Source organism: Actinoplanes hulinensis (assembly GCF_019429605.1).
GTDB classification, from domain to species: Bacteria; Actinomycetota; Actinomycetes; order Mycobacteriales; family Micromonosporaceae; genus Actinoplanes; species Actinoplanes campanulatus.
The window spans coordinates 97,222-118,998 of sequence record NZ_JAHXZI010000019.1; the positions used below are offsets into that span (position 1 = coordinate 97,222).

Annotated in this window: 20 protein-coding genes; 4 read left to right on the top strand and 16 right to left on the bottom strand. The window is 70.6% G+C overall.

Features of this window, described 5'->3' with window-relative positions; all coding sequences use genetic code 11:
* Nucleotides 1-60: 60 nt before the first annotated feature.
* From KZ829_RS31755 to KZ829_RS31765, 3 genes are all read right to left on the bottom strand, one after another.
* Nucleotides 61-882 (bottom strand): SAM-dependent methyltransferase, encoded by an 822-nt coding sequence (locus KZ829_RS31755; RefSeq protein WP_220147533.1) that lies wholly within the window; start codon nucleotides 880-882, stop codon nucleotides 61-63.
* A 90-nt stretch (nucleotides 883-972) separates the two neighbouring features.
* A complete protein-coding gene (locus tag KZ829_RS31760) occupies nucleotides 973-2,547 on the bottom strand; it encodes a GGDEF domain-containing protein (RefSeq protein WP_220147534.1) in 1,575 nt (524 codons plus the stop codon).
* 116 nt (nucleotides 2,548-2,663) lie between these two features.
* On the bottom strand, nucleotides 2,664-4,235 hold the full coding sequence (locus KZ829_RS31765; RefSeq protein WP_220147535.1) for an MDR family MFS transporter: 1,572 nt from the start codon (nucleotides 4,233-4,235) through the stop codon (nucleotides 2,664-2,666).
* Nucleotides 4,236-4,345: 110 nt separating this feature from the next.
* Between KZ829_RS31765 and KZ829_RS31770 the strand changes: the two genes are divergently transcribed.
* Nucleotides 4,346-4,945 carry a TetR/AcrR family transcriptional regulator gene (locus KZ829_RS31770; protein ID WP_220147536.1) on the top strand — a complete coding sequence of 200 codons (600 nt, stop codon included), beginning with the start codon at nucleotides 4,346-4,348 and terminating at the stop codon, nucleotides 4,943-4,945.
* 5 nt (nucleotides 4,946-4,950) lie between these two features.
* Here the strand turns inward: KZ829_RS31770 and KZ829_RS31775 are convergent, their stop codons facing one another.
* Nucleotides 4,951-5,514 carry a TetR/AcrR family transcriptional regulator gene (locus tag KZ829_RS31775; protein ID WP_220147537.1) on the bottom strand — a complete coding sequence of 188 codons (564 nt, stop codon included), beginning with the start codon at nucleotides 5,512-5,514 and terminating at the stop codon, nucleotides 4,951-4,953.
* A gap of 58 nt (nucleotides 5,515-5,572) precedes the next feature.
* Between KZ829_RS31775 and KZ829_RS31780 the strand changes: the two genes are divergently transcribed.
* The gene (locus KZ829_RS31780) at nucleotides 5,573-6,328 is read left to right on the top strand and encodes a dienelactone hydrolase family protein (RefSeq protein WP_220147538.1); all 756 of its coding nucleotides are present in this window, start codon (nucleotides 5,573-5,575) and stop codon (nucleotides 6,326-6,328) included.
* Here KZ829_RS31780 and KZ829_RS31785 read toward each other — a convergent pair.
* From KZ829_RS31785 to KZ829_RS31835, 11 genes are all read right to left on the bottom strand, one after another.
* Nucleotides 6,321-6,743 (bottom strand): VOC family protein, encoded by a 423-nt coding sequence (locus KZ829_RS31785; protein WP_220147539.1) that lies wholly within the window; start codon nucleotides 6,741-6,743, stop codon nucleotides 6,321-6,323. The genes KZ829_RS31780 and KZ829_RS31785 overlap by 8 nt on opposite strands.
* Nucleotides 6,744-6,781: 38 nt before the next feature.
* Nucleotides 6,782-7,132 carry a hypothetical protein gene (locus tag KZ829_RS31790; protein ID WP_220147540.1) on the bottom strand — a complete coding sequence of 117 codons (351 nt, stop codon included), beginning with the start codon at nucleotides 7,130-7,132 and terminating at the stop codon, nucleotides 6,782-6,784.
* A 5-nt stretch (nucleotides 7,133-7,137) separates the two neighbouring features.
* The gene (gene wecB, locus KZ829_RS31795; RefSeq protein ID WP_220147541.1) at nucleotides 7,138-8,301 is read right to left on the bottom strand and encodes a non-hydrolyzing UDP-N-acetylglucosamine 2-epimerase; all 1,164 of its coding nucleotides are present in this window, start codon (nucleotides 8,299-8,301) and stop codon (nucleotides 7,138-7,140) included.
* Between the two features lie 291 nt (nucleotides 8,302-8,592).
* A complete protein-coding gene (locus KZ829_RS31800) occupies nucleotides 8,593-9,366 on the bottom strand; it encodes a hypothetical protein (protein ID WP_220147542.1) in 774 nt (257 codons plus the stop codon).
* A gap of 122 nt (nucleotides 9,367-9,488) precedes the next feature.
* Nucleotides 9,489-10,115, bottom strand: coding sequence for a GTP-binding protein (locus KZ829_RS31805; RefSeq protein ID WP_220147543.1), 627 nt, complete (start codon nucleotides 10,113-10,115; stop codon nucleotides 9,489-9,491).
* On the bottom strand, nucleotides 10,093-10,554 hold the full coding sequence (locus KZ829_RS31810; protein ID WP_220147544.1) for a DUF742 domain-containing protein: 462 nt from the start codon (nucleotides 10,552-10,554) through the stop codon (nucleotides 10,093-10,095). Before KZ829_RS31810 ends, KZ829_RS31805 begins: the two co-directional genes overlap by 23 nt.
* On the bottom strand, nucleotides 10,551-10,997 hold the full coding sequence (locus KZ829_RS31815; protein ID WP_183224225.1) for a roadblock/LC7 domain-containing protein: 447 nt from the start codon (nucleotides 10,995-10,997) through the stop codon (nucleotides 10,551-10,553). Before KZ829_RS31815 ends, KZ829_RS31810 begins: the two co-directional genes overlap by 4 nt.
* Nucleotides 10,994-13,945, bottom strand: coding sequence for an ATP-binding protein (locus KZ829_RS31820; RefSeq protein WP_220147545.1), 2,952 nt, complete (start codon nucleotides 13,943-13,945; stop codon nucleotides 10,994-10,996). The genes KZ829_RS31815 and KZ829_RS31820 overlap by 4 nt, the downstream gene beginning before the upstream one ends.
* Nucleotides 13,932-14,996, bottom strand: a complete 1,065-nt coding sequence (locus tag KZ829_RS31825) for a hypothetical protein (RefSeq protein WP_308285743.1) — start codon at nucleotides 14,994-14,996, stop codon at nucleotides 13,932-13,934. Before KZ829_RS31825 ends, KZ829_RS31820 begins: the two co-directional genes overlap by 14 nt.
* Before the next feature lie 514 nt (nucleotides 14,997-15,510).
* Nucleotides 15,511-17,181 (bottom strand): DUF885 domain-containing protein, encoded by a 1,671-nt coding sequence (locus tag KZ829_RS31830; protein ID WP_220147547.1) that lies wholly within the window; start codon nucleotides 17,179-17,181, stop codon nucleotides 15,511-15,513.
* Nucleotides 17,182-17,200: 19 nt separating this feature from the next.
* Complete coding sequence (locus KZ829_RS31835) at nucleotides 17,201-18,259, bottom strand: PHP domain-containing protein (protein WP_220147548.1); 1,059 nt, start codon at nucleotides 18,257-18,259, stop codon at nucleotides 17,201-17,203.
* 104 nt (nucleotides 18,260-18,363) lie between these two features.
* Here KZ829_RS31835 and KZ829_RS31840 point away from each other — a divergent pair, with 104 nt between their 5' ends.
* The gene (locus KZ829_RS31840; RefSeq protein ID WP_220147549.1) at nucleotides 18,364-20,214 is read left to right on the top strand and encodes a M48 family metallopeptidase; all 1,851 of its coding nucleotides are present in this window, start codon (nucleotides 18,364-18,366) and stop codon (nucleotides 20,212-20,214) included.
* On the top strand, nucleotides 20,214-21,176 hold the full coding sequence (gene mtnA / locus KZ829_RS31845) for an S-methyl-5-thioribose-1-phosphate isomerase (RefSeq protein WP_220147550.1): 963 nt from the start codon (nucleotides 20,214-20,216) through the stop codon (nucleotides 21,174-21,176). The genes KZ829_RS31840 and mtnA overlap by 1 nt, the downstream gene beginning before the upstream one ends.
* Here the strand turns inward: mtnA and KZ829_RS31850 are convergent.
* The gene (locus tag KZ829_RS31850; protein ID WP_220147551.1) at nucleotides 21,173-21,745 is read right to left on the bottom strand and encodes a DinB family protein; all 573 of its coding nucleotides are present in this window, start codon (nucleotides 21,743-21,745) and stop codon (nucleotides 21,173-21,175) included. The two genes, mtnA and KZ829_RS31850, sit on opposite strands and share 4 nt — an antisense overlap.
* Nucleotides 21,746-21,777 lie beyond the last annotated feature (32 nt).

Below are 21,777 nucleotides of genomic sequence, written 5' to 3' on the forward strand. Positions count from 1 at the left end.
GCGGGGCGGTTCGGCCCCGTACCGGAGAAGGGGGCAAGCGGACGTGCCCGGGTTAGGGGCCTAAGGCTTGCGGGCCACGCCTGACCAGTAGTAGGCGGCCTCCGGGTTTTCGACATTGCCGTCCGGGCGCCAGGCCGAGACCGGGACCAGGCCGGGCTCGAGGAGCTCCCAGTCGCCGAAGAAGCGCTCGACCGCCTCGCGGCTGCGGGCCACCAGGGTCATGCCGGCGCCTGTGGCGGCGGCGACCGCGGCGTCGACCTCGGCCGGGTTGAAGTCGGCGGTCGGGTGCGTGATGGCGAGGCAGCTGCCGGAGGGCAGGGCGTCGCGCAGCTCGGCGACCTTGGACCATGGGTCGTCGGTGTCGGCGAGCAGCATCAGGATGGCGATCAGGGTGAGGCCGACCGGCTGGGTCAGGTCGAGGGTGTCGCGCAGGGCCGGGTCGTCGAGGATGGAGCGCGGCTCGCGGATGTCGGCGGCGATGTACTCACTGCGGCCGGCGGGGTCGCTGAGCATCAGGGCGCGGGCGTGGACCAGCACGATCGGGTCGTTGTCGACGTAGACGACGCGGGTCTCCGGGGCGATCCGCTGGGCGACCTCGTGCAGGTTGGGCCGGGTCGGGATGCCGGTGCCGATGTCCAGGAACTGGCGGATGCCCTCCTTGGCGACCAGGTCACGGGCCGCCCGGTGGACGAACTTCCGGTTCTCGCCGGCCATGTACTTCATGGCGGGAATGGCCTGGATGATCGCCTCTCCGACGGCGCGGTCGACGGCGAAGTTGTCCTTGCCGCCGAGCCAGTAGTCGTAGATGCGGGCGGAGTGCGGCACGTTGATGTTGACCCCGGGCGGGGCCACCTCGGTGGGTGCGGAACTGCCCTCTGTCACGACCGCCTCCTTGCGACACAACCTGTCGAGCTCAAGCGCAAACAGCCTAGCCCGAACGATCGACCGACTTCACCCCCGCGATCGGGGATTTCAGGCGGCCGAGGCGTATCCCCGGGAGGCGGCCGAGACGACACGATCACGTCCGGCGTGCTTGGCAGAGTACAGGTGACCGTCCGCAGTGGACAGAAGGGCCGGCTGGGTGGGCGCCGCGGCATCCGCGGCGGCGGCGACACCGATGCTCACGGTGACCGGAAGGCCGTGCGTGAGGTCGCGCCAGTCGTGCTCCCGGATCGTCCGGCGGATGCCGTCGAGCAGGGCGAACGCCCGGGCCGGAAGGGTGCCGGGCAGCACGACGAGGAACTCCTCGCCACCGATCCGCGCGGTGAAACCCTCCGGGCAGGCGGCCGCCACCCCGTCCGCGATCAGGGCGGCCACCTTGATCAGCACCTGGTCGCCGACGCTGTGCGAGAGCCGGTCGTTGACCTGTTTGAAGTGGTCGAGGTCGACCAGCGCGATGGTGAGCGACGGGTCCGACTCGATCAGAACGGGCAGCACCTCGTCGACGTGGCGGCGGTTGTGCAGCCCGGTGAGCGGGTCGCGGCGGGCCTGCTCGCGGAACCGCTCGGCCTCCTGCCGGGCCTCGACCGTCTCGAACATCGCCTGCCGGGTACGGGTACGCGCTTCCCGCTGGAGCGAGTGCAGATTCTGGTACGCCGTGAAGAACGTCTTGTGCACCGCGAACGCCTCGGCGAACTCGCCCCGGACGGCGTGCAGCTCGGCCTGCTCCTGGTGCACCCGGACGAGGACCTCGACGAGGTCCCGGTCGGCGCACATGGCCCGGCACTCGTCGAGGCTCTCCTGGGCTCGTGAATACGCCTGTAGGCCGCGCTGCGCCTGGGCGAGGGTCAACAGGTACTCCGGGAGGGCGTCGGCGTCCTCGTGCCGGCCCTCGGCGTGCCGCTCGATGCACAGCCGCATGGTGGTCTCGGCCTCGGCGAACCGTCCGTTGCCGATCTGGATGGCCCCGATCGTGTCGAGGAAGGCCGGTTCGAGGGGGATGCCGCGTTCGCCGGCCAGTCGCTGGAGGCGTTTCGCGACCTCTTCGGCGCGCTGCTGGTGGCCGGTGTCGTATTCCGCGTAGGCGTGGTTGTTCAACAGGCTGAGCAGGACCGGTGACCCGGTGAGGACGGCGAGCTCCTCGGCCTGCGCGTAGCGGATCCGGGCGGCGTCCATCGAGCCGGCCGCCCACAGCGCGTCGGCGAGTTTGGTGCGGTGCCAGATGTGCATGTGGGTGGTGGACTCGTCGTCGAGCAGCTCGACCGAGAGCAGCGCGTGCTCCAGGGCCTGCTCGGAGTCGCCGAGATGCTGGTGGACGCAGGCCCAGATCAGATGGGTGCGGGCGAGCAGGAGACGGGCGTCGTTGCCGACCGCCCACTCGTGGACCTGCCAGATCTGCTCGGCGGCCCCGGCGATGTCGCCCGAGCGCATCCGCATGTTGGCCTGGCAGAGCCGGGCCCGGGCGATCAGGAGTGGATCGCCGAGGACCCGGGCGGCCTCCTCGATGGAGATCGCCCGGGTCAACTCGGCCTGTGCGTCCCAGGAACGCTCGTCTTCGATGGTGAGCAGAGCGGCCGAGAGCACCTCGGCGTCGACCGACCGCACCATCCGAGCCTCCTCTGTTCTGCCGACGTGAACCATCGGCCGGGGAACGTTACGACTGAGGAAACCCGAGATTAGCGCTGTGTGAGCGGATCATTCCAAGGAGTGCGGCGTGATCTGCCCTACTTCGTAGCGGCGGGGACCTTCGCCGGGACGGAGACGTCGACCGTCGAGCGCAGCTTGGCCGGTTTCATGGCGACCGCGGCCACCACGCCGATCGCCGCGACGCCCATGGAGATCAGGAAGATGTGCCCGGTGGCGTCCCCGTACGCGGACCGGACCACGTGCTGGATCGACTCCGGCAGGCTGCTCAGGTTGAGCGAGCTGGTGCCCGAGCCGCCGCCCGCCGGTACGCCCATCGCGGTGAGCTGCTCGTTGATCGAGTCGGTGACCCTTCGGGCGAGGACCGCGCCGAGGACCGAGACGCCGATCGTGCCGCCCAGTGAGCGGAAGAACGCGACGGTCGAGCTGGCCGCGCCGATGTCCTTGAGCGAGACGGTGTTCTGCACGGCCAGGACCAGGTTCTGCATGGACATGCCAACACCGACGCCGACCAGGGCCATTGCCGAGCCGATGTACCAGAGCGGGGTCTCGTGGTCGAGCACGGAGAGCCCGGCGAACCCGATGACCAGGATGATCGTGCCGGCCACCACGTACGGCTTGATCTTGCCGCTCTTGGTCATGGCCTTGCCGGCGATGGTCGAGGACAGCATGATGCCGAACATCATCGGGATCATCAGCAGGCCGGCCTCGGTCGGGCTGTAGCCGCGGCCGATCTGGAAGTACTGGCCGAGGAAGACGGAGCCGCCGAACATCGCCATGCCGACCGCGAGGCTGCCGAGGATGGCGAGGGCGGTGGTGCGCTGGCGGACGATCGGCAGCGGCACCACCGGCTCGGCGACGCGCGACTCGACCCAGGTGGCGATGCCGAGCAGGGCGAGGCCGCCGCCGACCATGGCGAAGGTCTGCCAGGAGACCCAGCCGAACGAGCTGTCCACGAAGGACACCCAGATCAGGAGGACGCTGACGCCGGCGGCGATCAGGGTGGCGCCCAGGTAGTCCACCTTCACGTTCTCCCGGCGGAGGACCGGCAGGTGCAGGGTCTTCTGGAGGACCAGCAGGGCGATCACGGCGAACGGCGCGCCGATGAAGAAGCACCAGCGCCAGCCGAGGGCTTCGGTGTCCACGATCAGGCCGCCCAGCAGCGGGCCGGCGACGGTGGAGAGGGCCAGGACGCCGCCCAGGTAGCCGTTGTAGCGGCCGCGCTCCCGCGGCGGGATCATCGCGGCGATGGCGACCTGCACCAGCGCCTGCACGCCGCCCATGCCGAGGCCCTGGAAGGCCCGGGCGGCGATCAGCTGTTCGGTGGTCTGGGTGAAGCCGGCCGCCAGTGAGCCGATCACGAACAGCACGATGGAGAGCTGGACCAGCAGCTTCTTGCTGTAGAGGTCGGAGAGTTTGCCCCAGATCGGGGTGGTCGCCGTGGCGGTCAGCAGGGTCGCGGTGACCACCCAGGTGTACTGGGTCTGGCTGCCGTTCAGGTCGCCGATGATCTTCGGTAGGGCGGTGGAGACGATGGTGGAGCTGGCCATCGCGACGAAGAGCACGAGAAGGAGGCCGGACAGGGCTTCCATGATCTCGCGGTGCGTCATCGGGCTCTGCTGCTCCACCCGGTCCATGGTGGGTGCGCTCATCGGGCGGCTGGCCTCCTCGGAATGCTTGTGCAGTCAACTGTCGGCCCAAGGTTGCCTAGTGTGCAAGTTTGCACGTTGGGAACTGAATCACACGCCGGTAGGCTCAGGTCATGAGTGAGGCGGGCCTACGGGAGCGCAAGAAAGAGGCCACCCGGCAGGCCCTGTACGAGGCGGCCCTGCGGCTGGCGCTGGAGCACGGGCCGGATCGGATCACGGTCGAGGCGATCGCCGATGAGGCGGGTGTCTCCCGGCGGACCTTCTCCAACTACTTCGCCAACAAGGAGGAGGCGCTCTTCTACGGCGATCAGCGCCGCATGCGGATGCTGGTGGGGCTGGTCCGGGCCCGTCCCGTCGACGAACCCCCGTGGGTCGCCCTGACCGCCGCCGCCGGCGAGTTCTACGGCGACCGGGGCGATCCCGACCCGGAGTGGATCTCCCGGAGCCGCCTGGTCCGCCGGCACCCGTCGCTGGCGGCCGCTCAGGTGCGGACCTTCGCCGGGCTGGAGCGCGAGCTTGCCGCCGAGGTCGCGGTCCGGATCAAGGACCCGGACCCTTCAGGGGTACGGGCGACGCTGCTCGCCGCCACCTTCCTGGCCGCCCTGCGCATCTCGATGAACGCGTGGCTGGAGAATCCCGCGGCGAGGTCGTTCTGGGCGCTGGCCGGGGAGGCGCTGGCCGACGCGGGCCGGGGATTCGACACCCAGCGATAGGGTCCTCAGGCCGACCGCGTGCCGAGGCCGCCGATGACGAGGGTGAGTTGCCGCCGCCAGGCGTGCGGATCGGCCGAGTGCTGTGCCACCCCGGCGTTCGCCATCATCAGCAGCCCCAGGTCGTCCCGGGTGAAATCGGACCGTAGCCGGCCCGCCCGCTGGGCCCGGGACAGCACGTCGACGGCCCGCCGCTGGGCGGCGACCCGCAGCGCGGCCAGTCGCTCGTCGTCGTCGAAGGCCGTGGTGACCAGCAGTTCGGCGAGCCCCCGGTCGGTGGCCTGCAACTCGCAGACCCGGGTCAGGTAGCCGACGAACGCCGCCCACGGGTCCGGATGCTCGAGCGCCTGCTCGGCCAGTTGGACCGCCGCGGTCATGTGGCTCGCGAAGACCTCGGCGATCAGATGGCGGCGGCTCGGGAAGCGCCGGTAGAGGGTGGCGTTGCCGACGCCGGCCCGCCGGGCGATCTCGTCGAGCGACGCGTCTAGGCCCTGCTCGGCGAAGACCTCGCGCGCCGCGGCGAGCAGGGCTGCACGGTTACGGCGGGCGTCCGCACGCAGCCGGGTGGCCATGGGCCACAGGATACGGCGTGCGACGTGAATCACGGAGATCCGATGTTACGGTGCCGCTATGTCACCCAATGAGATCGATGTCCCGGCTGCTGACGGCGTCGCCGAGGCGTACCTCGTGACGCCGGGCGGCCCCGGCCCGTACCCCGCGGTCCTGGTGTTCATGGATGCCTTCGGCCTGCGGCCGCGGCTCATGGAGATGGCGCGGCGGATCGCCGCCCGGGGGTACGCGGTTCTCGTCCCCAATCTCTTCTACCGCGACGCGAGCGGGCCCCTGGTCACCCCGGAGGAGCTGACCGACGGCGCGAAGCGGGGCGCCGCGTTCGGTCGCCTGATGCCGATGATCCGTGCCCTCACGCCGGAGCGGATCGTCGCCGACGCCACCGCCTACCTGGACTTCCTCACCGGGCAGGAGCAGGTGGCGGACGGTCCGGCCGGGCTGGTCGGCTACTGCATGGGCGGGCGCAACGCGTTGATCGTGACGGCGGCGCTGCCGGACCGGATCGCGGCGCTGGGCAGCTTCCACGCGGGCTCCGTGGTGACCGACGCGCCGGACAGCCCGCACACGGGTGTCGCCGCGATCACCGCCGAGGTCTATTTCGCGCACGCCGACAACGACGGCTCGATGACGCCCGAGCAGATCAAGACGCTGGAGGCCGCCTTCGACGCGGCGGGCGTCACCTACACCTCGGAACTGTACGAGGGCGCGCCGCACGGCTTCACCATGTCGGACACCTCGATGCACCACGAGGAGGGCGAACGGCGGCATTGGGAGGCGCTCTTCGCCCTGCTGGGCCGCACCCTGCCGGTCAGGTGACGCAGAACTCGTTGGACTCCGGGTCGGCCATCGTCAGCCACGAGTGCGGGCCCTGCCGGCCGGCCCAGAGGAAGGTGGCGCCGCGCTCGACCAGCCGGTCGCGGACCGCGTCCCGCTGGTCCGCGCCGACGAAGACGTCGAGGTGTACCCGGTTCTTCACGGTCTTGGCGGCGGCGTCGAACTGGAAGAGGACCCGCTGATCGGTCTCCGGGTGACGGATCGCCGCGCCGGCCCGCCACACGAGTCTCCCGCGGTGGTGGGTCGTCTCCTCGTCGGTGGCGAAGCCCTTGGCGACCATCTCCTTGATGAACGCCTCGTCCTGGGGCTCCACGTTCCAGCCCATGGTCTCGGCCCACCAGTCGGCGAGCGTGTGGGGTTCGGTGCAGTCCACGACGATCTGGAAGTCGTATGCCATGGACCGCACGCTACCCACGGAACAGGACGAAAAACGGCCTAATTGGCGTACAGGCCGGGGAAGAAACGATCGATCGCCGTCACGTCGTACACATGCCGGACCTCGTTGATGCGCTGATCCTGGACGCTGAGGAACTCGACCAGGCGGGCCGTGCCGAACGGCGCCGCCAGGTCGTAGATCAGCGCGGACCCGTCCACCGCGTCGGTCCGGGCGACCACCGAGACACCGTCCGCGAAGGCGGCGATCCGGTGCAGGACCTGGAGCATCTCCTCGTCGTCGACCGGGGCGTCGAGGTTCCACTCCGCCTCGACGTCCGGGGCGAGCAGCTTCCGTGCCCCGGGCAGGTCGTCACTGGTCCACGAACGGATCCAGAAATCCACTACGTCCATGTTCCTCAGCCGTTCAGGATCGCGTCGGCGATGTGCGGGGTGACGGGCATGGCCTCGGGGGCGGGTGCGAGACCCAGGAGGGCGGCGGTGGCCTGCGCGGTGCGCCGGGCGGCCAGACCATCACCGTACGGGTTCCCGCCGGCCGTCATGGCGTCGCGGCGGACCCGGCTGTCCAGCAACGCGGACGCCTCCGACACGATCAGCGCGGTGTCCGGCCCGACCGGCTCGGCGCAGCCGGCGTGCAGCGACTCGACCCGCTCGGTGACGTCACGCAGCACCAGGGCCGGCACCCCGAACGACGGCGCCTCCTCCAGGGGGCCGCCCGAGTCGGTCAGCAGCAGGTACGCCTCGGACAGCAGCCGGGACAGGTCCGGGTAGGACAGCGGGCCGGTGACCGTCACCCGCTCCACCCCGGCCAGCGCGGTGTCCACCCGGGACCGGACCGCCGGGTCCGGGTGGCCCGGCAGGATCACGTCGATGTCCGGGTAGCGGTCGATCAGCTCGCGGACCGCGGCGAGGATCCGGTCGTGGCGATCCGCGGTCACCAGGATCAGGCGGTTGCCGCCGGCGGCCCGGGCCGCGGCGACGTCCGGGTTCTCGAACGGCGGTTTCCGGCCGGCCACCGCGAGCGTCGCGTCCACCACGGTGTCGCCGGTGATCAGCACGTCGCGGGCCGGGATCCTCTCGTCCAGCAGATTCATGGCGGCCAGCGGGGTGGGCGCCAGGTGCAGGGCGGCGACCTGGGCGGCCAGGCGGCGGTCGCCCTCCTCCGGGAACGGCGACCCCGGGTCACCCGAGCGCCGGCCGGCCCCCAGGTGGACGACCGGGATGCGGCGCCAGAACGCGGCCAGCGCGCCGGCCAGGCTGGTGGTGGTGTCGCCCTGCACGATCACGGCGGCCGGGGTGCGTACCGACCACAGCTCGTCCAGCTCGCGGATCATCGCGGTGAGCGACTCGGTCCGGCCGTCGGTGGACGGTTCGACCTGGAGCGTGATGTCCGGTTCGAGATCGAACGCGGCGAGCGCCTCGGTGACCATCCTGGAGTGCGGACCGGCGGCCAGCAGTACCGGCTCGAGCAGACCGGCCTCACGTATGGCGAGAGCGACCGGGGCGAGCCGGACGGCCTCGGGGTGGGTGCCGCCGACCAGGTGGGCTTCACGACGAGACATGCGGAGCCTCTTCTCGAGGGGATCTCAGGCGGGGATCTCCTCCGCAATGATCACTGTCTGTGTCGTCAGCCGAGGTAGTTGGACATTATGTCGCTACCGAGCGTGACTCAAGGGCGGTGAGCGGAACGGAGGAGAAGATCGGCCAAACCGGCGAACTCAGACATCTCATACCGTGCTGATCACCGGAAACCAGGCGTTTCCCGACAGGCCGGAAGAGTGATCAGGCGACTTCGGAGAGTGATCCTGCGGCCCGCGTGAGGTCGGCTACCAGGGATAGTGGAACTGCCGCGGTCAGTCGAGGAGGCTCGGGTTGTCGCGCAGCATGGCGGCCAGACGGCGGGCCGCCAGCTCCGTCTCCTCGGGGCGCTCCACCTGTAGCGGGATCGGCTCGGGAAGCGGCTCCGGGAAACCCGGCTGTGGCTCGGGGTGTGACGGCTCCGGGTAGGCGTGTGCGGCCGGCGCGGGCACGTACGAATGCGGGGTCGCCTGGGATGGCACATGCGGAGGCGGCGTCGGAGCGAACGGATGCGGCGTGGTGTTGCCCAGGTCGGCGTAGCCGGCCGGATCGTGGCCGAAAGCGTGCTCGTGGCGGTTGGTGACGAAGGGCTGCTCGGCCGTGGTCGGCTCGTCGTAGGCCGCGTGCTCGGCGTAGGCGGCCGGCTCCTGGTAGACGGGCTCCGGGTACTCGAAGTCGGTCGGGCCGAAGCGGTCCTGGTCGTCGCGGCTGGCCCGGGGGACGGGCGGCGGCTCCTCGACCGGCTCCTCGACGTCGATCTCGAAATCGGCGTGCCGCGGGGCGGGGTCGGTGGCGCGAACCGCGACTCGATTGTCGGCGCTCACCTGGACCGTGCCGTCGGCGAACGAGAATTGGAGCAGCATCGGGTCGCCCGCGCCCTCGACGCCGACCGTGACGCCCAACTGGGGATTCCGGGCCACCACGGCCGCGATCGCCTCGACCAGCTCGGTCACCGCCGGCGGGGTGCCGTTGGCCTCGCCGGCGGCGCGGCGCCTCAGCTCATCCCGCCGGGCGAGCTTGTCGAGCGCGTCGTCCAGTCCGCCTCGCACGTCACCGTCCTCTTTCGCTGCGCGGTCGCCCGGTTTCCACTCTGCTCCTCGACGGGCCGGTTTGGGAACCGTCCCGTCCTGGGATCGCTGCGGAATCCGTGACCGGGCAACCGGTCACAACCCTATGACTTCATCCGGATCGCCTTGTCGAGTGCCTGGTCCAGCACAACGAGGAGGGCATCCCGCACGGATGCGCGGAACCGTGCGTCAAAGGATATGACTGGCACGTCCTCGCGAACCGCGAGGGCCCACCGAACCTCGTCGATGCTGTAGGACATCTGCCCGTTGAAGGTGTTGATGCCGACAACGAACGGGAGGCCCTGGCGCTCGAAGTAGTCGACTGCCGGATAACAGTCGTCTATTCGGTTGGTATCTACCACAACCAGTGCACCAAGGGCACCTCGGACCAGGTCGTCCCACATGAAGGCGAACCGGGTCTGGCCGGGCGTGCCGAAGATGTAGAGCTTGAGCGTCTGGTCGATGGTGAGGACGCCGAAGTCCATCGCGACCGTGGTGCCGGTCTTCATGGTCGCCTGACCGGGGTCGTCGATGCCGACGGACTCCGAGGTCATCTCGGCCTCGGTGGTGAGCGGCGAGATCTCGGAGATGGCGCCGACGGTGGTCGTCTTGCCGACCCCGAAGCCGCCGGCCACGATGATCTTGACCGGAACCGGCGCCTTCTTGGGCTCCGGCGCGCCGGGTATGCGCGCGGTACCGACGACGCGGTTAGCTGATGGATCGAAGTCCACGGATCACTCGCATGATGGTCTCGGGGTCAGGTGTGTCGTTGTCCAGCACGTGGACGTCGAGCTGGCCGGTGGCACGCAGGTCGCCGACCAGGATTCGGGTCACGCCCAGGTGCAGGTGGAGTCGTGCGGAGATCTCGGCTACCGAGATCGGGCTCTCCTCGCAGAGAGCCACGATCGCCCTGGTTTCCGGAGAGAACCGGGACGCCGGCGCACCCGGCACCAGCGTCACCTGAGTCTCCATACCGATGTCGGGATCGCCTCCATCGGTCCGCCCGGACGTGATGACGAACGGGCGCAGCGTATTGGTCGATGCCTCGACCGGCGGGTGCTCCCCGGTGGGGGTGTAGCCGCCGGTCGAGTGCTGGTTACCGGATTGCAGGAAGGGCCGGACTCCGGGCCGCGCCGGAGGTACCGGGTCGTCGGAATCCGGGGGGGTCACTGCTGGACTGCGTTCTTCAGCTCGGCGATGAGACGCGGGCTCAGGGCGCCACCGGCACGGGTCGCGAAGAGCGTCATCTCGTACGCCAGGGTGCCGAGGTTCGCGGACCGGTCGGCGATGACGCCCAGCACCGAGCCGGCGCTGATCGCGGTCACCAGCAGGTAGCCGTCGGCCATGTCGATGATGACCCGGTTCAGGGCGCCCAGCCGGTACCAGCTCGCCGCACCACCGGCGAGGCTGGTGAGCCCGGAGACCACGGCCGCGAGGCGCTCGGCGTTGGGCCGGTCCTTGATCGCGGACATGGCCATCAGGAGGCCGTCCGAGGAGACCGCGATGGCCTCGATCACGCCCGCGGTGCCGGAGGTGAACGAGTCCAGCAGCCAGTTGAAGGTTTTGGCTTCGGCGCTGAGCTGACTTGACGCGGTGGAGTAGGGGGAAGTCATCGCGGTTGTCCCTCGTGTTGTGGCTGACTTTCATTCAGTGCGAGTGCGACCCCGTACTCGAACTGATCCATCAGGGCTCGGGCGGCCTCGGGGTCGAGCGTGGTCGGGGCCGGCGGGGTGATCGGTTGACGCATCTCGTCGAGCGGCAGGGTGGCGCCCGGCACGCGACGGGTCAGCTGTGGGCCACCGTTGGACGACGGCGGGGCCGGCGGAGCGACCGGCGCGGGGGGCGGTTCCCAAGCGGCGGGCGCGGGTTCCTCCCAGGCCGGGGCGGGGGTGTCCCACACCGGAGCGCTGAGGTCGGGAGCCTGCATCGAGACGCTGGTGTCGCTGATGTCGCCGTGGGCCCGGCTGACACCGGCTTCGAAGGCGTCGAACATGGCCCGGGCGGCCAGCGCGTCGTCCTGTGTGGTGGGTACGGCCATCCGCTGCACGGTGGTGTCCTCCGCAGCCGGGAGCTGGCTGCCGGGAACCCGGCGGCGCAGCGGGGCGGCGGCGGGCTCCTCGCGGTGCACCGACGGAGCGGCGACCGGCTCCGGGGTGTACGGCGCGGGGCTGACCGGTGCGGGGCTGACCGGCGCCGGGATGGCGGCCGGGGCCCAGGCGGTCTCCTGCGGCATCGGGGTGTGCCAGCCACCCTGCCCGGCGGGCAGTTCCGGCCGCGAGTTCGGGACGCGGCCGGCCACCGGGGTGCCCATGTCGTAGGCGGGCGCCGGCTCCTGGTACGCCGGGCGCGGCGAATACACCGGCTCGGCGTCGTAGACCGGCTGGCCCGCGTACGGGTCAGCGGCCGGGGCCGATTCGAGGGCGGGCGCGGACGCCGGACCGAACGCGTTCCAGGACCGGCCGGCCTCGACGATCTCGGTGGCCCGGCCCAGCACCACCGGGTCGAACGGCTGCTGGCTGCCCGGCACCGAACGGACCGCGCCGCTGGCGATCGCGACCTCGGTGGTGTTGCCCCGCAGGGCGGGCGAGTAGGCGGGCGCCGCGGCGACCGGCTCGGGGGCCCGGATCTGCGGCGGCACCGGTGCGGCCGGGAAGGCCGACGGGTAGCTCGGCGCCGCGATCGGGGTGAGGTTCTCCACCCGGGTGACCAGGTGCGACGGGTTCAGGTCGATCCAGGCGGTCAGACCGCCGTCCGGGGTGTCGGTGAGGGTCACCTCGATGCCGTGCCGGCGGGCGAGCCGGCCGACCACGAAGAGACCGAGCACCTCGGTGGGGGCCAGGTCGAGCCGCTCACGGCGGGTCAGTCGCGCGTTCTCCTCGGCCAGACGCTCGGGCGCGAGGCCCAGGCCGTGGTCGATGATCGCGAGGCGGGCGCCGCCGCGCAGTTCGTCGGCGGTGACCGTGACGTTGGTGTGCGGCGGGGAGAACGAGGTCGAGTTCTCCAGCAGCTCGGCCAGGAGCAGCGTCAGGTCGGCCAGGATGGCCGGGACCACGACGATGTCCTCGGGGATGTCCACCTCGACACGGGTGTAGTCCTCGATCTCACCGAGGGCGAGACGGACCACGTCGGAGAGGGCCAGCGGGGCCATGTGCTCGTTCGCGCCGGCGCCACCGGAGAGCACGACCAGCGCGGACGCGTTCCGGCGCAGACGGCTGGACATGTGGTCCAGGCGGTACAGCTCACGGAGCCGGTCGCTGTCGGTCTCCTTGCGCTCCAGGGAGTCGATCAGGCTCAGCTGACGGCCGACCAGGTTCTGGGTACGACGGCCGACGTGGCCGAACATCTGGGCGACGTTACGGCGACCGAGAACCTGGCGCTCCACCAGCCGGGCGGCGGTGGTCTGCACGCGGTCGAACGCGCGGGCCAGGTCACCGATCTCGTCCTGGGCCTCGACGTCGACCGGGTCGAGTCGAATCGGGCGGACCTGGGCCTCGGCCTCGTCGTCGGCCACGCGCTCCAGCTCGGACTCGGCGGCGCGGGCGATCCGGTCGGCCGAGACGGTCAGACGGCGCAGCGGCCGGGCGACCGCGCGGGCCATGATGATCGACAGTGTGGCGACCAGGATCAGCAGCAGGAAGGTGCCGCCACCGAGGAGCACCGACTGGCGGATGGCGCTTTCCCGGTTGTCGGTCGCCGTGGTGTCCACGTCCTGGGCCACGCGCTTCTCGACGAAACTACCCAGAACGACCACCGTCTGGAGGGACGGGAAGACCGTCCTGATGTTCAGTTTCTGCAGCGCCCCCGTCGGGTTCGTCTGAAGGTTCTTGACGAAGGTGGAGCCCATACGGCCGGCGAACGCCTGCTGGTTGGCGAGGTAGAGCTTGTACTGCGGGTCGGTGAAGTAGATCCGCGACGAGCGGATGATCGATTCGACCTGGGCAAAGGTCGCGTTGAACTGGCTCAGCAGGAACGCGGCGTCCCGCGGGTTGCTGCCGGCCGCGACCGCCGCCGAGGCCATCCAGCAGGCCGCTTGGTTGATCAGGTCGTCCGAGCGCATGGAGCGGTCCAGCGCGAAGATCTGTCGGCCGAGGCCGGTGGTCAGGTCAGCCTTGCTGGACAGGCCCAGACCGTCGATCAGCGGGTCGACCGCGCCGGTGAAATCCGCGACGACCTGGGAGACGTCGATCGCTTGGTTCAGCACGTTCTGTCGAGTGCTGCTGAGCCGGGTGGCGGCAGCGACGGCACGGCGCAGGGCCACCGGGGCGTCATCATCGGCGAGCCCGGCCACCGCGTCGGCGGCCTCCGCGCTCTGCACCACCAGGGTCGTGCGGTCGATCAGACCGAGTAGATAGCCGACCGACAGCAGGCGCTCTTCCTGGATCTCGATAAGCGCCGAACTGACCTGGGTGGCCCGCTGGATGGTGTCCGAGATTTCACCGGCGACGCGAGCCGCGTCGATGCGTTCGTAGATGACCGGAACACTCAGGCCGAGGACGCCGAGTAGCGGTACGAGGATCAGCAGGGCGAGTTTGCCCAGGATGCGGAACTTACCGAAGAGCACCGGAACGCTCCCGCCCAGTAGCACTGCCGCCGTAGCCGGGGGCCTGGTCGTACGGGCTGACCGCGGACGGCCCTGGGCCGTCGCTGTCGGCACGCACCGAGACGTCCCGGCTGCTGTCGAGCGAGTCGCGGACCTGGGCGGCCCGGCTCCGGGTCCAGAAGGCGGCGACCAGCAGCAGCGCGATGGAGACGCCGAGCAGCGCCCACGCCTCGATCTGGCGGATCTGGAGATCGTCGTCGCGCTCCTCGAGGAGCGTCGACAGCTCCTTGAGGGTCACCGTGGTCAGCGCGTTCAGCGCGGTGGACAGCGTGCTCTGCGCGGTCACCAGGGTCGACACGTTCGGGTCACCACCGTAGTTGGTGCCACGGTTGGCGGACTCGACGCCACGACGGAACGAGTCGAGGTTGCTCACCAGGTTGCCGGCGAGCGTGGAGCTCTCGGTGTCCTCGGCGGCGGCCTGGAGGTGGTCGGTCAGCTTTTCGACGCTCTCCTCGACGGCCTCGACGGCGACGCCGAGCTGCACCTGGAGGACGGCCCGCTGCCGCTGGCCGGCGGCGGCCAGCATGTTGGCCGAGTCGCTCATCCGGCTCACGTTGGTGACCGCCTCGGGCATGTCCACCGTGATGGTCTCCTGGATGAACCAGATGTCGGACTGCTGGTCCATGTTGAGCTTGGAGTTCTCGCGGACCTCGCTGTACAGCGCGAGGGCCAGCTCGCCGACCTCGACGTGGGAGTCGTAGACGGTCTGCGCGGAGCCGGCGATGCCGGGCAGGCGGCCGATCTTCTCCTTCAGGCCGGCCCAGCGGCTGGAGGTGTCCAGCTCCTCGCCGAGACGTGCGTCCGCCGCCTGCACCCGGGCGACGGCGGCGGTCAGCGACTGGGGCTCGGTGGAGACACCCTGCAGAGCCTGCGACTGCGACTCGGCGAGGGCGCTGACCAGCGGCGCCAGGGTCGCCAGGTACTCGACACCGTGCTGCTTGAGCTGCGTCTCGTCCCGCTGAGTGTTGATCTCGTCCAGGACACGCAGGAACAGGGCTGCGGTCGGCAACACGACGAGAACCGTCAGCACCACCGCGAGGGCGGAGCGTAAACGCGTTCGCCGGCTGTTCACCGAGACTGACATTGCTTTAGTCCTCCGCCATGCACACGCGATGGGCCGATGGGGGGCTACGGAGAGTAGCCATGCGGGCGCGCCGATCCGGGTCAATCTATCCGAGAAATCCTCAGAAAACCCCTTTCCAAGGGTCAGAGTTCGCTCGGCTGATCGGGGGATACGCGGCGCTGCCGACTTGGTTGTACGAACGCCCGGGCTGGGGCCGGATCGAGAAAGGCCCAGTCCACGCTGCTTCCGGAACAAGTGCGGAGCGCCGCGGGAGATCGTATCCGCACCCCAGGCGGGACGTGAATATGAGTTCTACTTCGGATTTGTTACATCTGGGTAGCGATGCATTCACGGAACGTGGTTGAACGATCGCTCAGCGGAAAAATTGTGCGCAGAGTAATTGATCAAATACGTAATGACGGGTCCCTCCGTCCCGTTTTCGGCACGGAGGGACCCGAATGACTCAAATCCTGGCCAGTGCCTTACGGAGCGGGTCGAGCCCCAGCGAACCGAGGTCGAGCGCGTCCCGGTGGAACCTCTTGAGGTCGAAATCACTGCCTTTGCGGCGCTTCGCCTCGTCGCGGGCCTCGAACCAGATCCGCTCGCCGACCTTGTACGAAGGCGCCTGCCCCGGCCACCCCAGATAGCGCTTCCACTCGAACCGGAGGACCTCCTCCGGCATCCGGGTGTGCGCCCGCAGGAACTCCCAGCCGAGTTCCGGCGTCCATCGTTCCCCCGGGTGGAAGCCGAACGGGTTGTCCCGCGGGATCGGCAGCTCCAGGTGCATGCCGATGTCGACGATCACCCGGGCCGCACGCAGCGCCTGGCCGTCGAGCATGCCGAGCCGGTCGCCCGGATCGGTGAGATAGCCCAGCTCGTCCATCAGCCGCTCGGCGTACAGGGCCCAGCCCTCACCGTGGCCGGAGCACCAGCAGAGCAGCCGCTGGTACCGGTTGAGCCGGTCGGCGCGCAGCAGCGTCTGGCTGACCTGGAGGTGATGGCCGGGCACACCCTCGTGGTAGACGGTGGTGACCTCGCGCCAGGTGGAGAAGACCTCCTGGCCCTCCGGCACCGCCCACCACATCCGGCCGGGCCGGGAGAAGTCCTCGCTCGGGCCGGTGTAGTAGATGCCGCCGTCGCTGGTCGGCGTGAGACAGCACTCCAGCTTCTGGGCCGGGCCCTCGATGTCGAAGTGGACACCGTTCAGCTCGGTGATCGCCCGGTCGGAGAGGGCCTGCATCCAGTCCCGGAAGGCCTCCTTGCCGCGGATGTTGCGGGCCGGGTCGGCGTCGAGCACGGCGACCGCCTCGTCCACCGTCGCCCCGGCGCCGGCGATCGCCGCCGACACGGCGCGCATCTCCCGCTCCAGCCGGTCCAGCTCGGCGAAACCCCACTGGTACGTCTCCAGCTGGTCCACCTTGGCGCCGAGGAAGTACTGCGAGGCCAGCGCGTACCGCTCGGGGCCGGCCGCCTCCTTCTCCCGGCCGCGCGGGGCCAGCTCGTCGCGGAGGAAGCCACCGAAGGAGGCGGTCGCCGCGGTGGCCGCCGCCGCGCCCCGCTCCAGCTCCTTGGCGAGCGCGCCGGACGCGCCCAGCCGCCGGGCCAGCCCGTGGAAGAAGTCGTCACGGGCCGGATCGGTCCACGCCTCGCACTGCTCGGCCACCGCCAGCAGCTGCGCCCGGGCACTGACCCGGCCGTCGCCGGCGCCCTCGAGCAGGGTCCGCCGGTACTGCTCCAGGGCGTACGGGAAGGCGTTGAGCCGGGCCGTGATGTCGGCGACCGCCTGCTCGCCCTCGGTGGGCATCACGTCGAGGACCATCCGCAGCTCGTGCAGCGAGCTGGTGATGACGCTGATGTCGGTGCTCACATAGCCCGCGTCGTACTGCGCCAGTTGCAGGCCCAGCCGCTCCAGCATGGCGTCCTTGGCGACCTGCTCGGATTCGTGCTCCGGCTCGGTCACGTCGAGATCGTTGATGGTCCGGCGGAGCAGCTCGGCCTGTGCCTCGAAGCCCTCCGGGGAGAGGTCGTCGGTCTTGTCCTCGTAACCGGTTATGCCGGTGGCGGTGGCGCCGGTCGGGTTGAGCGCGGCCCATTCGTCGACGTATCGGTTCGCGAGTTCGTCAATTCGTCCCACGCCGAGACCCTACGGGATCTCAACCGTGTGATCCGGTCCACTCCAGCAGGCGTTCGGCCGTCCAGGTGTTCACCACCCGGTCGGCCGGCACCCCGCACAGCGCGGCCCGCCCACAGCCGAAGTCCAGCCAGTCCAGCTGGCCGGGGGCGTGCGCGTCGGTGTCGATGCTGAACACGCAGCCCGCCTCCACCGCGACGGTGAGCATCCGCTTCGGCGGGTCGAGCCGGTCCGGCCGGGAGTTGATCTCGATGGCCTTGCCGTGGTCGAGGCAGGCGGCCAGCACCTTCTCCAGGTCGAAGTCGCTGGGTGGCCGGGTCCGGGCCCGGCGGTGCGCGGCGTCGCCCTCACCGGCGGCCGGCACCTTGCGCCCGGTCATGTGCCCGAGGACGTCGAGATGCGGGTTGCCGATCGCGGTCACCATCCGCCGCGTCATCCGGGACGCGTCGTCGCGCAGCTTGCTGTGCACCGAGCCGACCACCACGTCGAGCCGGGCCAGCAGCTCCTCCTCCTGGTCCAGGCTCCCGTCATCGAGGATGTCCACCTCGATGCCGGTGAGGATGCGGAACCCGTCGGGCAGCGCCTCGTTCAGCATCGCCACGTGGTCGAGCTGTTGCCGCAACCGGTCGGCGGTCAGCCCCCGGGCCACGGTGAGCCGTGGCGAGTGGTCGGTCAGCACGAAGTACTCGTGGCCCAGGTCGGCGGCGGCCAGCGCCATCTCCTCGATCGGTGAGCCGCCGTCCGACCAGTCCGAGTGCACGTGACAGTCACCGCGCAGCGCGGCCCGCAGCGCGGCGGCCGCGGCCGGTGTCTCGGTGCCCTCGGTGGCGGTCAGCCGGCGCAGGTAGACCGGCTCCTCCCCGGCCAGGGACTCGGCCACGCAGCGCGCGGTCACGTCGCCGATGCCGGGCAGCTTCGCCAGGGTGCCCGCCTCGACCCGGGCGGCCAGATCGTCCGGCGGGGTCTTGGACACGGTCGCGGCCGCCGACCGGAAGGCGCGCACCCGGTACGTCGCCTCGTTCGCCCGCTCCAGCAGGAACGCGATGCGCCGCAGATCGGCGACCGGATCACGAGAAGCCATGACCGCAGCCTAGGTCCTTTTATGGATCTTGCCCGGTGCATATCGAGGTCGGTATCTTCCGACGGCCGCCCGGACGGGCGCACCACGGGGAGGGAACCACCGCCATGTCCACTACGCTGCGCGCCGCCGTCTCGGTCGCGATGCTCGTCGGCTTCTACGTGCTGGGCCTGCTCCAGCTGGCCCTGGTCGGCTGGCTGCTCTACGAGATCTGGACGCACATGCACGGCGCCGGAGCGGCCAAGCTCAGCTGGCTCCTGCTCGCGGCGGTCGGCGCGGTGGCCGCCGGTCTGTGGCGGGCGATCCGGGCCAAGCCGGACGAGCCGACCGGCATGCTGATCACCCCGGAGCAGGCGCCCGAGCTGTGGGCGACGGTCCGCGAGCTGGCCACCGCGGCCGGCACCCGGGCACCCGACGAGATCCGCCTCGAGCCGATGGTCAACGCGGCGGTCAGCGAGGACGCCAGGCTGCTCGGTCTGCTCGGCGGCACCCGCCGTCTCTACCTGGGCATGCCGCTGCTGCAGACCTTCACCGTCGACCAGCTGCGCGCGGTCCTCGGGCACGAGCTCGGCCACTACTCCGGCTCGCACACCCGGCTCGGCGCCATCGCGTACCGGGGCCGGCTCGCCATGTACGAGACGCTCAGCCGGGTCGGCCGGTACAACGTGTTCGGCTGGGTCTTCAAGGGCTACGGCATGCTCTACCGCCTGGTCAGCAACGCGGTCGGCCGCCGGCAGGAGTTCGAGGCCGACGAGGTGGCGGTCCGGGTGGCCGGCGCCGACGCCGCCGTCGGCGTGATGCGCGAGCTGCCGGTGGCCACCTTCGCGTGGAACTTCTACTTCGGACAGTACGTCGCCCAGGGTGTGGAGCTGGGCTACGCGCCGGACGACATCTTCGGCGGCTTCGGGCGGATGCACGCGGCCCGCACCGACGCCCTGGCCGGGTTGCGCGACATCGAGCCGGACGACGAGACCTCGGTGTGGGACACCCACCCGGCCCTCGGCGAGCGGATCACCGCGATCCGGGCCCTGCCCCCGGTCCAACACGCCGCCGACCAGCGCCCGGCCACGGTCCTGCTGCCGAACGTCGACGAGGTCGGCCGGGCCCTCCAGGCCGAGTCCTTCGACTTCGGCGACCGGCCCGTGCTGCCCTGGGCCGAGTTCACCTCCGCCTCGATCACCGCGGCCCGGCAGCGCGGCGCCGACCGGATCTTCCGGTCCACCGCCCGGCTGCTCGGCGTCCAGGAGGCCGGCCTGGCCGAGATCCTCGACCTGGCCGCCAAGGGCAAGCTGGGCAAACTGGCCGCCGAGTTCTTCCCGGACGCCACCCGCAAGGAGGCCGCCCTCGCCTTCGCCGACCCGATGGACGACCTGATCACGCTCGCCGCGGTACGCTCCGGAGTGGTCGGCTATCAGCACTCCTGGTCCGGCCCGGCACAGCTCGTGGGCCGGGCCGGGCAGCCGGCCGACTTCACCGAGATCGCCAAGCTGGCGGTCGTGCCGGAGAGCGTGGCGGAGGCCCGCGCCCGGCTCGGCGCGCTCGGCATCCAGATCGAGGCGGTCCGGGTCGTCGAGTCCCGCGCCACGGCCGGCGGCTCGGACGTGATCGGGGCGATGGCCAACGTCCGCGTGAACGACCAGGAGACCGACCTGATCATGCTGGACCGTGGTTTCGTCCTCGTGCCCGCGCCCAAGGGCACCGACGACGGTGAGAAGCGGCTCAAGGAGATGCTGTCCAACAACGACCCGGCGACGCTGGCCCAGATCTACCGCTACCTGCCGTACGAGGAGATCACCGGCGCCCGGGTCCTCAAGCCGGTGCCGATCAGCGCCGAGGTGGACCTGCACGACGGCTCCACGGTCCGGATCAAGGCCCGGTGGACCGGCGAGGAGCTGGGCAAGAGCCAGGACACCCTGGAGAAGATCCTGAACCGGCTCGACGAGCGGGCCGAGCGCTGATGCGGACGATCGACTGGGTCAACGGGGCCGTCGAGATCATCGACCAGACCGCGCTGCCGAACGAGGAGCGGGTGCTGCGGCTGCACACCGTGGGCGAGCTGATCGCGGCGATCCAGTCGCTGGCGGTCCGGGGCGCTCCGGCGCTCGGGGTGGCCGGGGCCTTCGGGGTGGCACTGGCGGCCCGCGTTCATGAGGACGACCCGGCGGCGCTGTCGGTGGCCGTACAGAAGATGGAGAGCGCGCGCCCGACGGCGGTGAACCTGGCCCGCGGAGCCCGTCGTGCCGCCGCGCTGATCCCGCACGGGCCGGAGGCCGTGCTGGCCGAGGCCTGCCGGGTCCGTGACGAGGAGATCGAGGCGTCGGCGGCCATGGCGCGGCTCGGCGCCGACCTGGTCGCCGAGCTGTGCGGGCCCCGGCCCCGGCTGCTCACCCACTGCAACACCGGCGGGCTGTGCGCGGTGACCACCGGCACCGCCCTCGGCGTGGTCGGTGAGCTGCACCGGCGTGGCCGGCTCGCCGGTGTGATCGCCAGCGAGACGCGGCCACTGTTGCAGGGCGCCCGGCTCACCTCCTGGGAGCTGACCCGGTGGGGCATCGAGCACCGGGTGGCGGTCGACTCGGCCGGGCCGTTCCTGATGGCCCGCGGCGAGGTGGACGCGGTGATCCTCGGCGCGGACCGGATCTGCGCCAACGGCGACGTGATCAACAAGATCGGGACGTACGCGCACGCGCTCGGCGCGCGGCGGGCCGGGATCCCGTTCCTGGTGGTGGCACCGGAGTCCACGGTCGACGTGGGCACGCCCTCCGGTGCGCAGGTGGAGATCGAGGACCGGGGTTCGGCCGAGGTCACCGCCTGGAGCGAGGCGGTGAACCCGGCCTTCGACATCACCCCGTACGACCTGGTCACGGCGATCGTCACGGACCGCCGCGTGATCCGCGTCGACCGGGGCGAGAAGCCTTAACCCTGGGGCTTCCAGGGCTTCATCCACGGCGACTCCGGCCAGCCCTCGGCGGCCGCCATCAGCGGGTACGCGGTGGCGCCGTCGACGGTCTGCCGGATCACGTCGGCGTGCCCGGTGTGCCGTGCGGTCTCCTGGATGAGGTGCAGCAGCACCCAGCGCAGCGACCAGGCGTCGTACTCCTTGGGATTCCACGGCACCGAGTGGTCGATCGGCACCGGGTGGTCGAGGTCGGCGATGTCCCGGACCGTCTTCTCGGTCGCCTCGGCCACCCGGTTGTAGTACGCGAACAGCTCCTCGACGCTCTCCCCGTCGGCCAGCCTGAAGTTGCGCTCGTAGGCCTCGTAGTCCACCGGGCCGTGCTCGCCGCGCACGGTGGACATCCAGCCCTCCTCGGTGGCGGCGCAGTGCCGGATCAGCCCGCCGACGCTGAGCTCGCTGGCGCTCGGCACGGCCCGCAGCTGCTCCGGGGTGAGCCCGTAGGCGGTCAGCCTGATCACGTAACGCATCTGGGCGAGGTAGGCGAGCAGACCGTCCTGCTCATCGGTGACGGGGCGGACCTGACCGGGCATCGGAACTCCTAAGCGGTGGCTTTCTGGCGTCA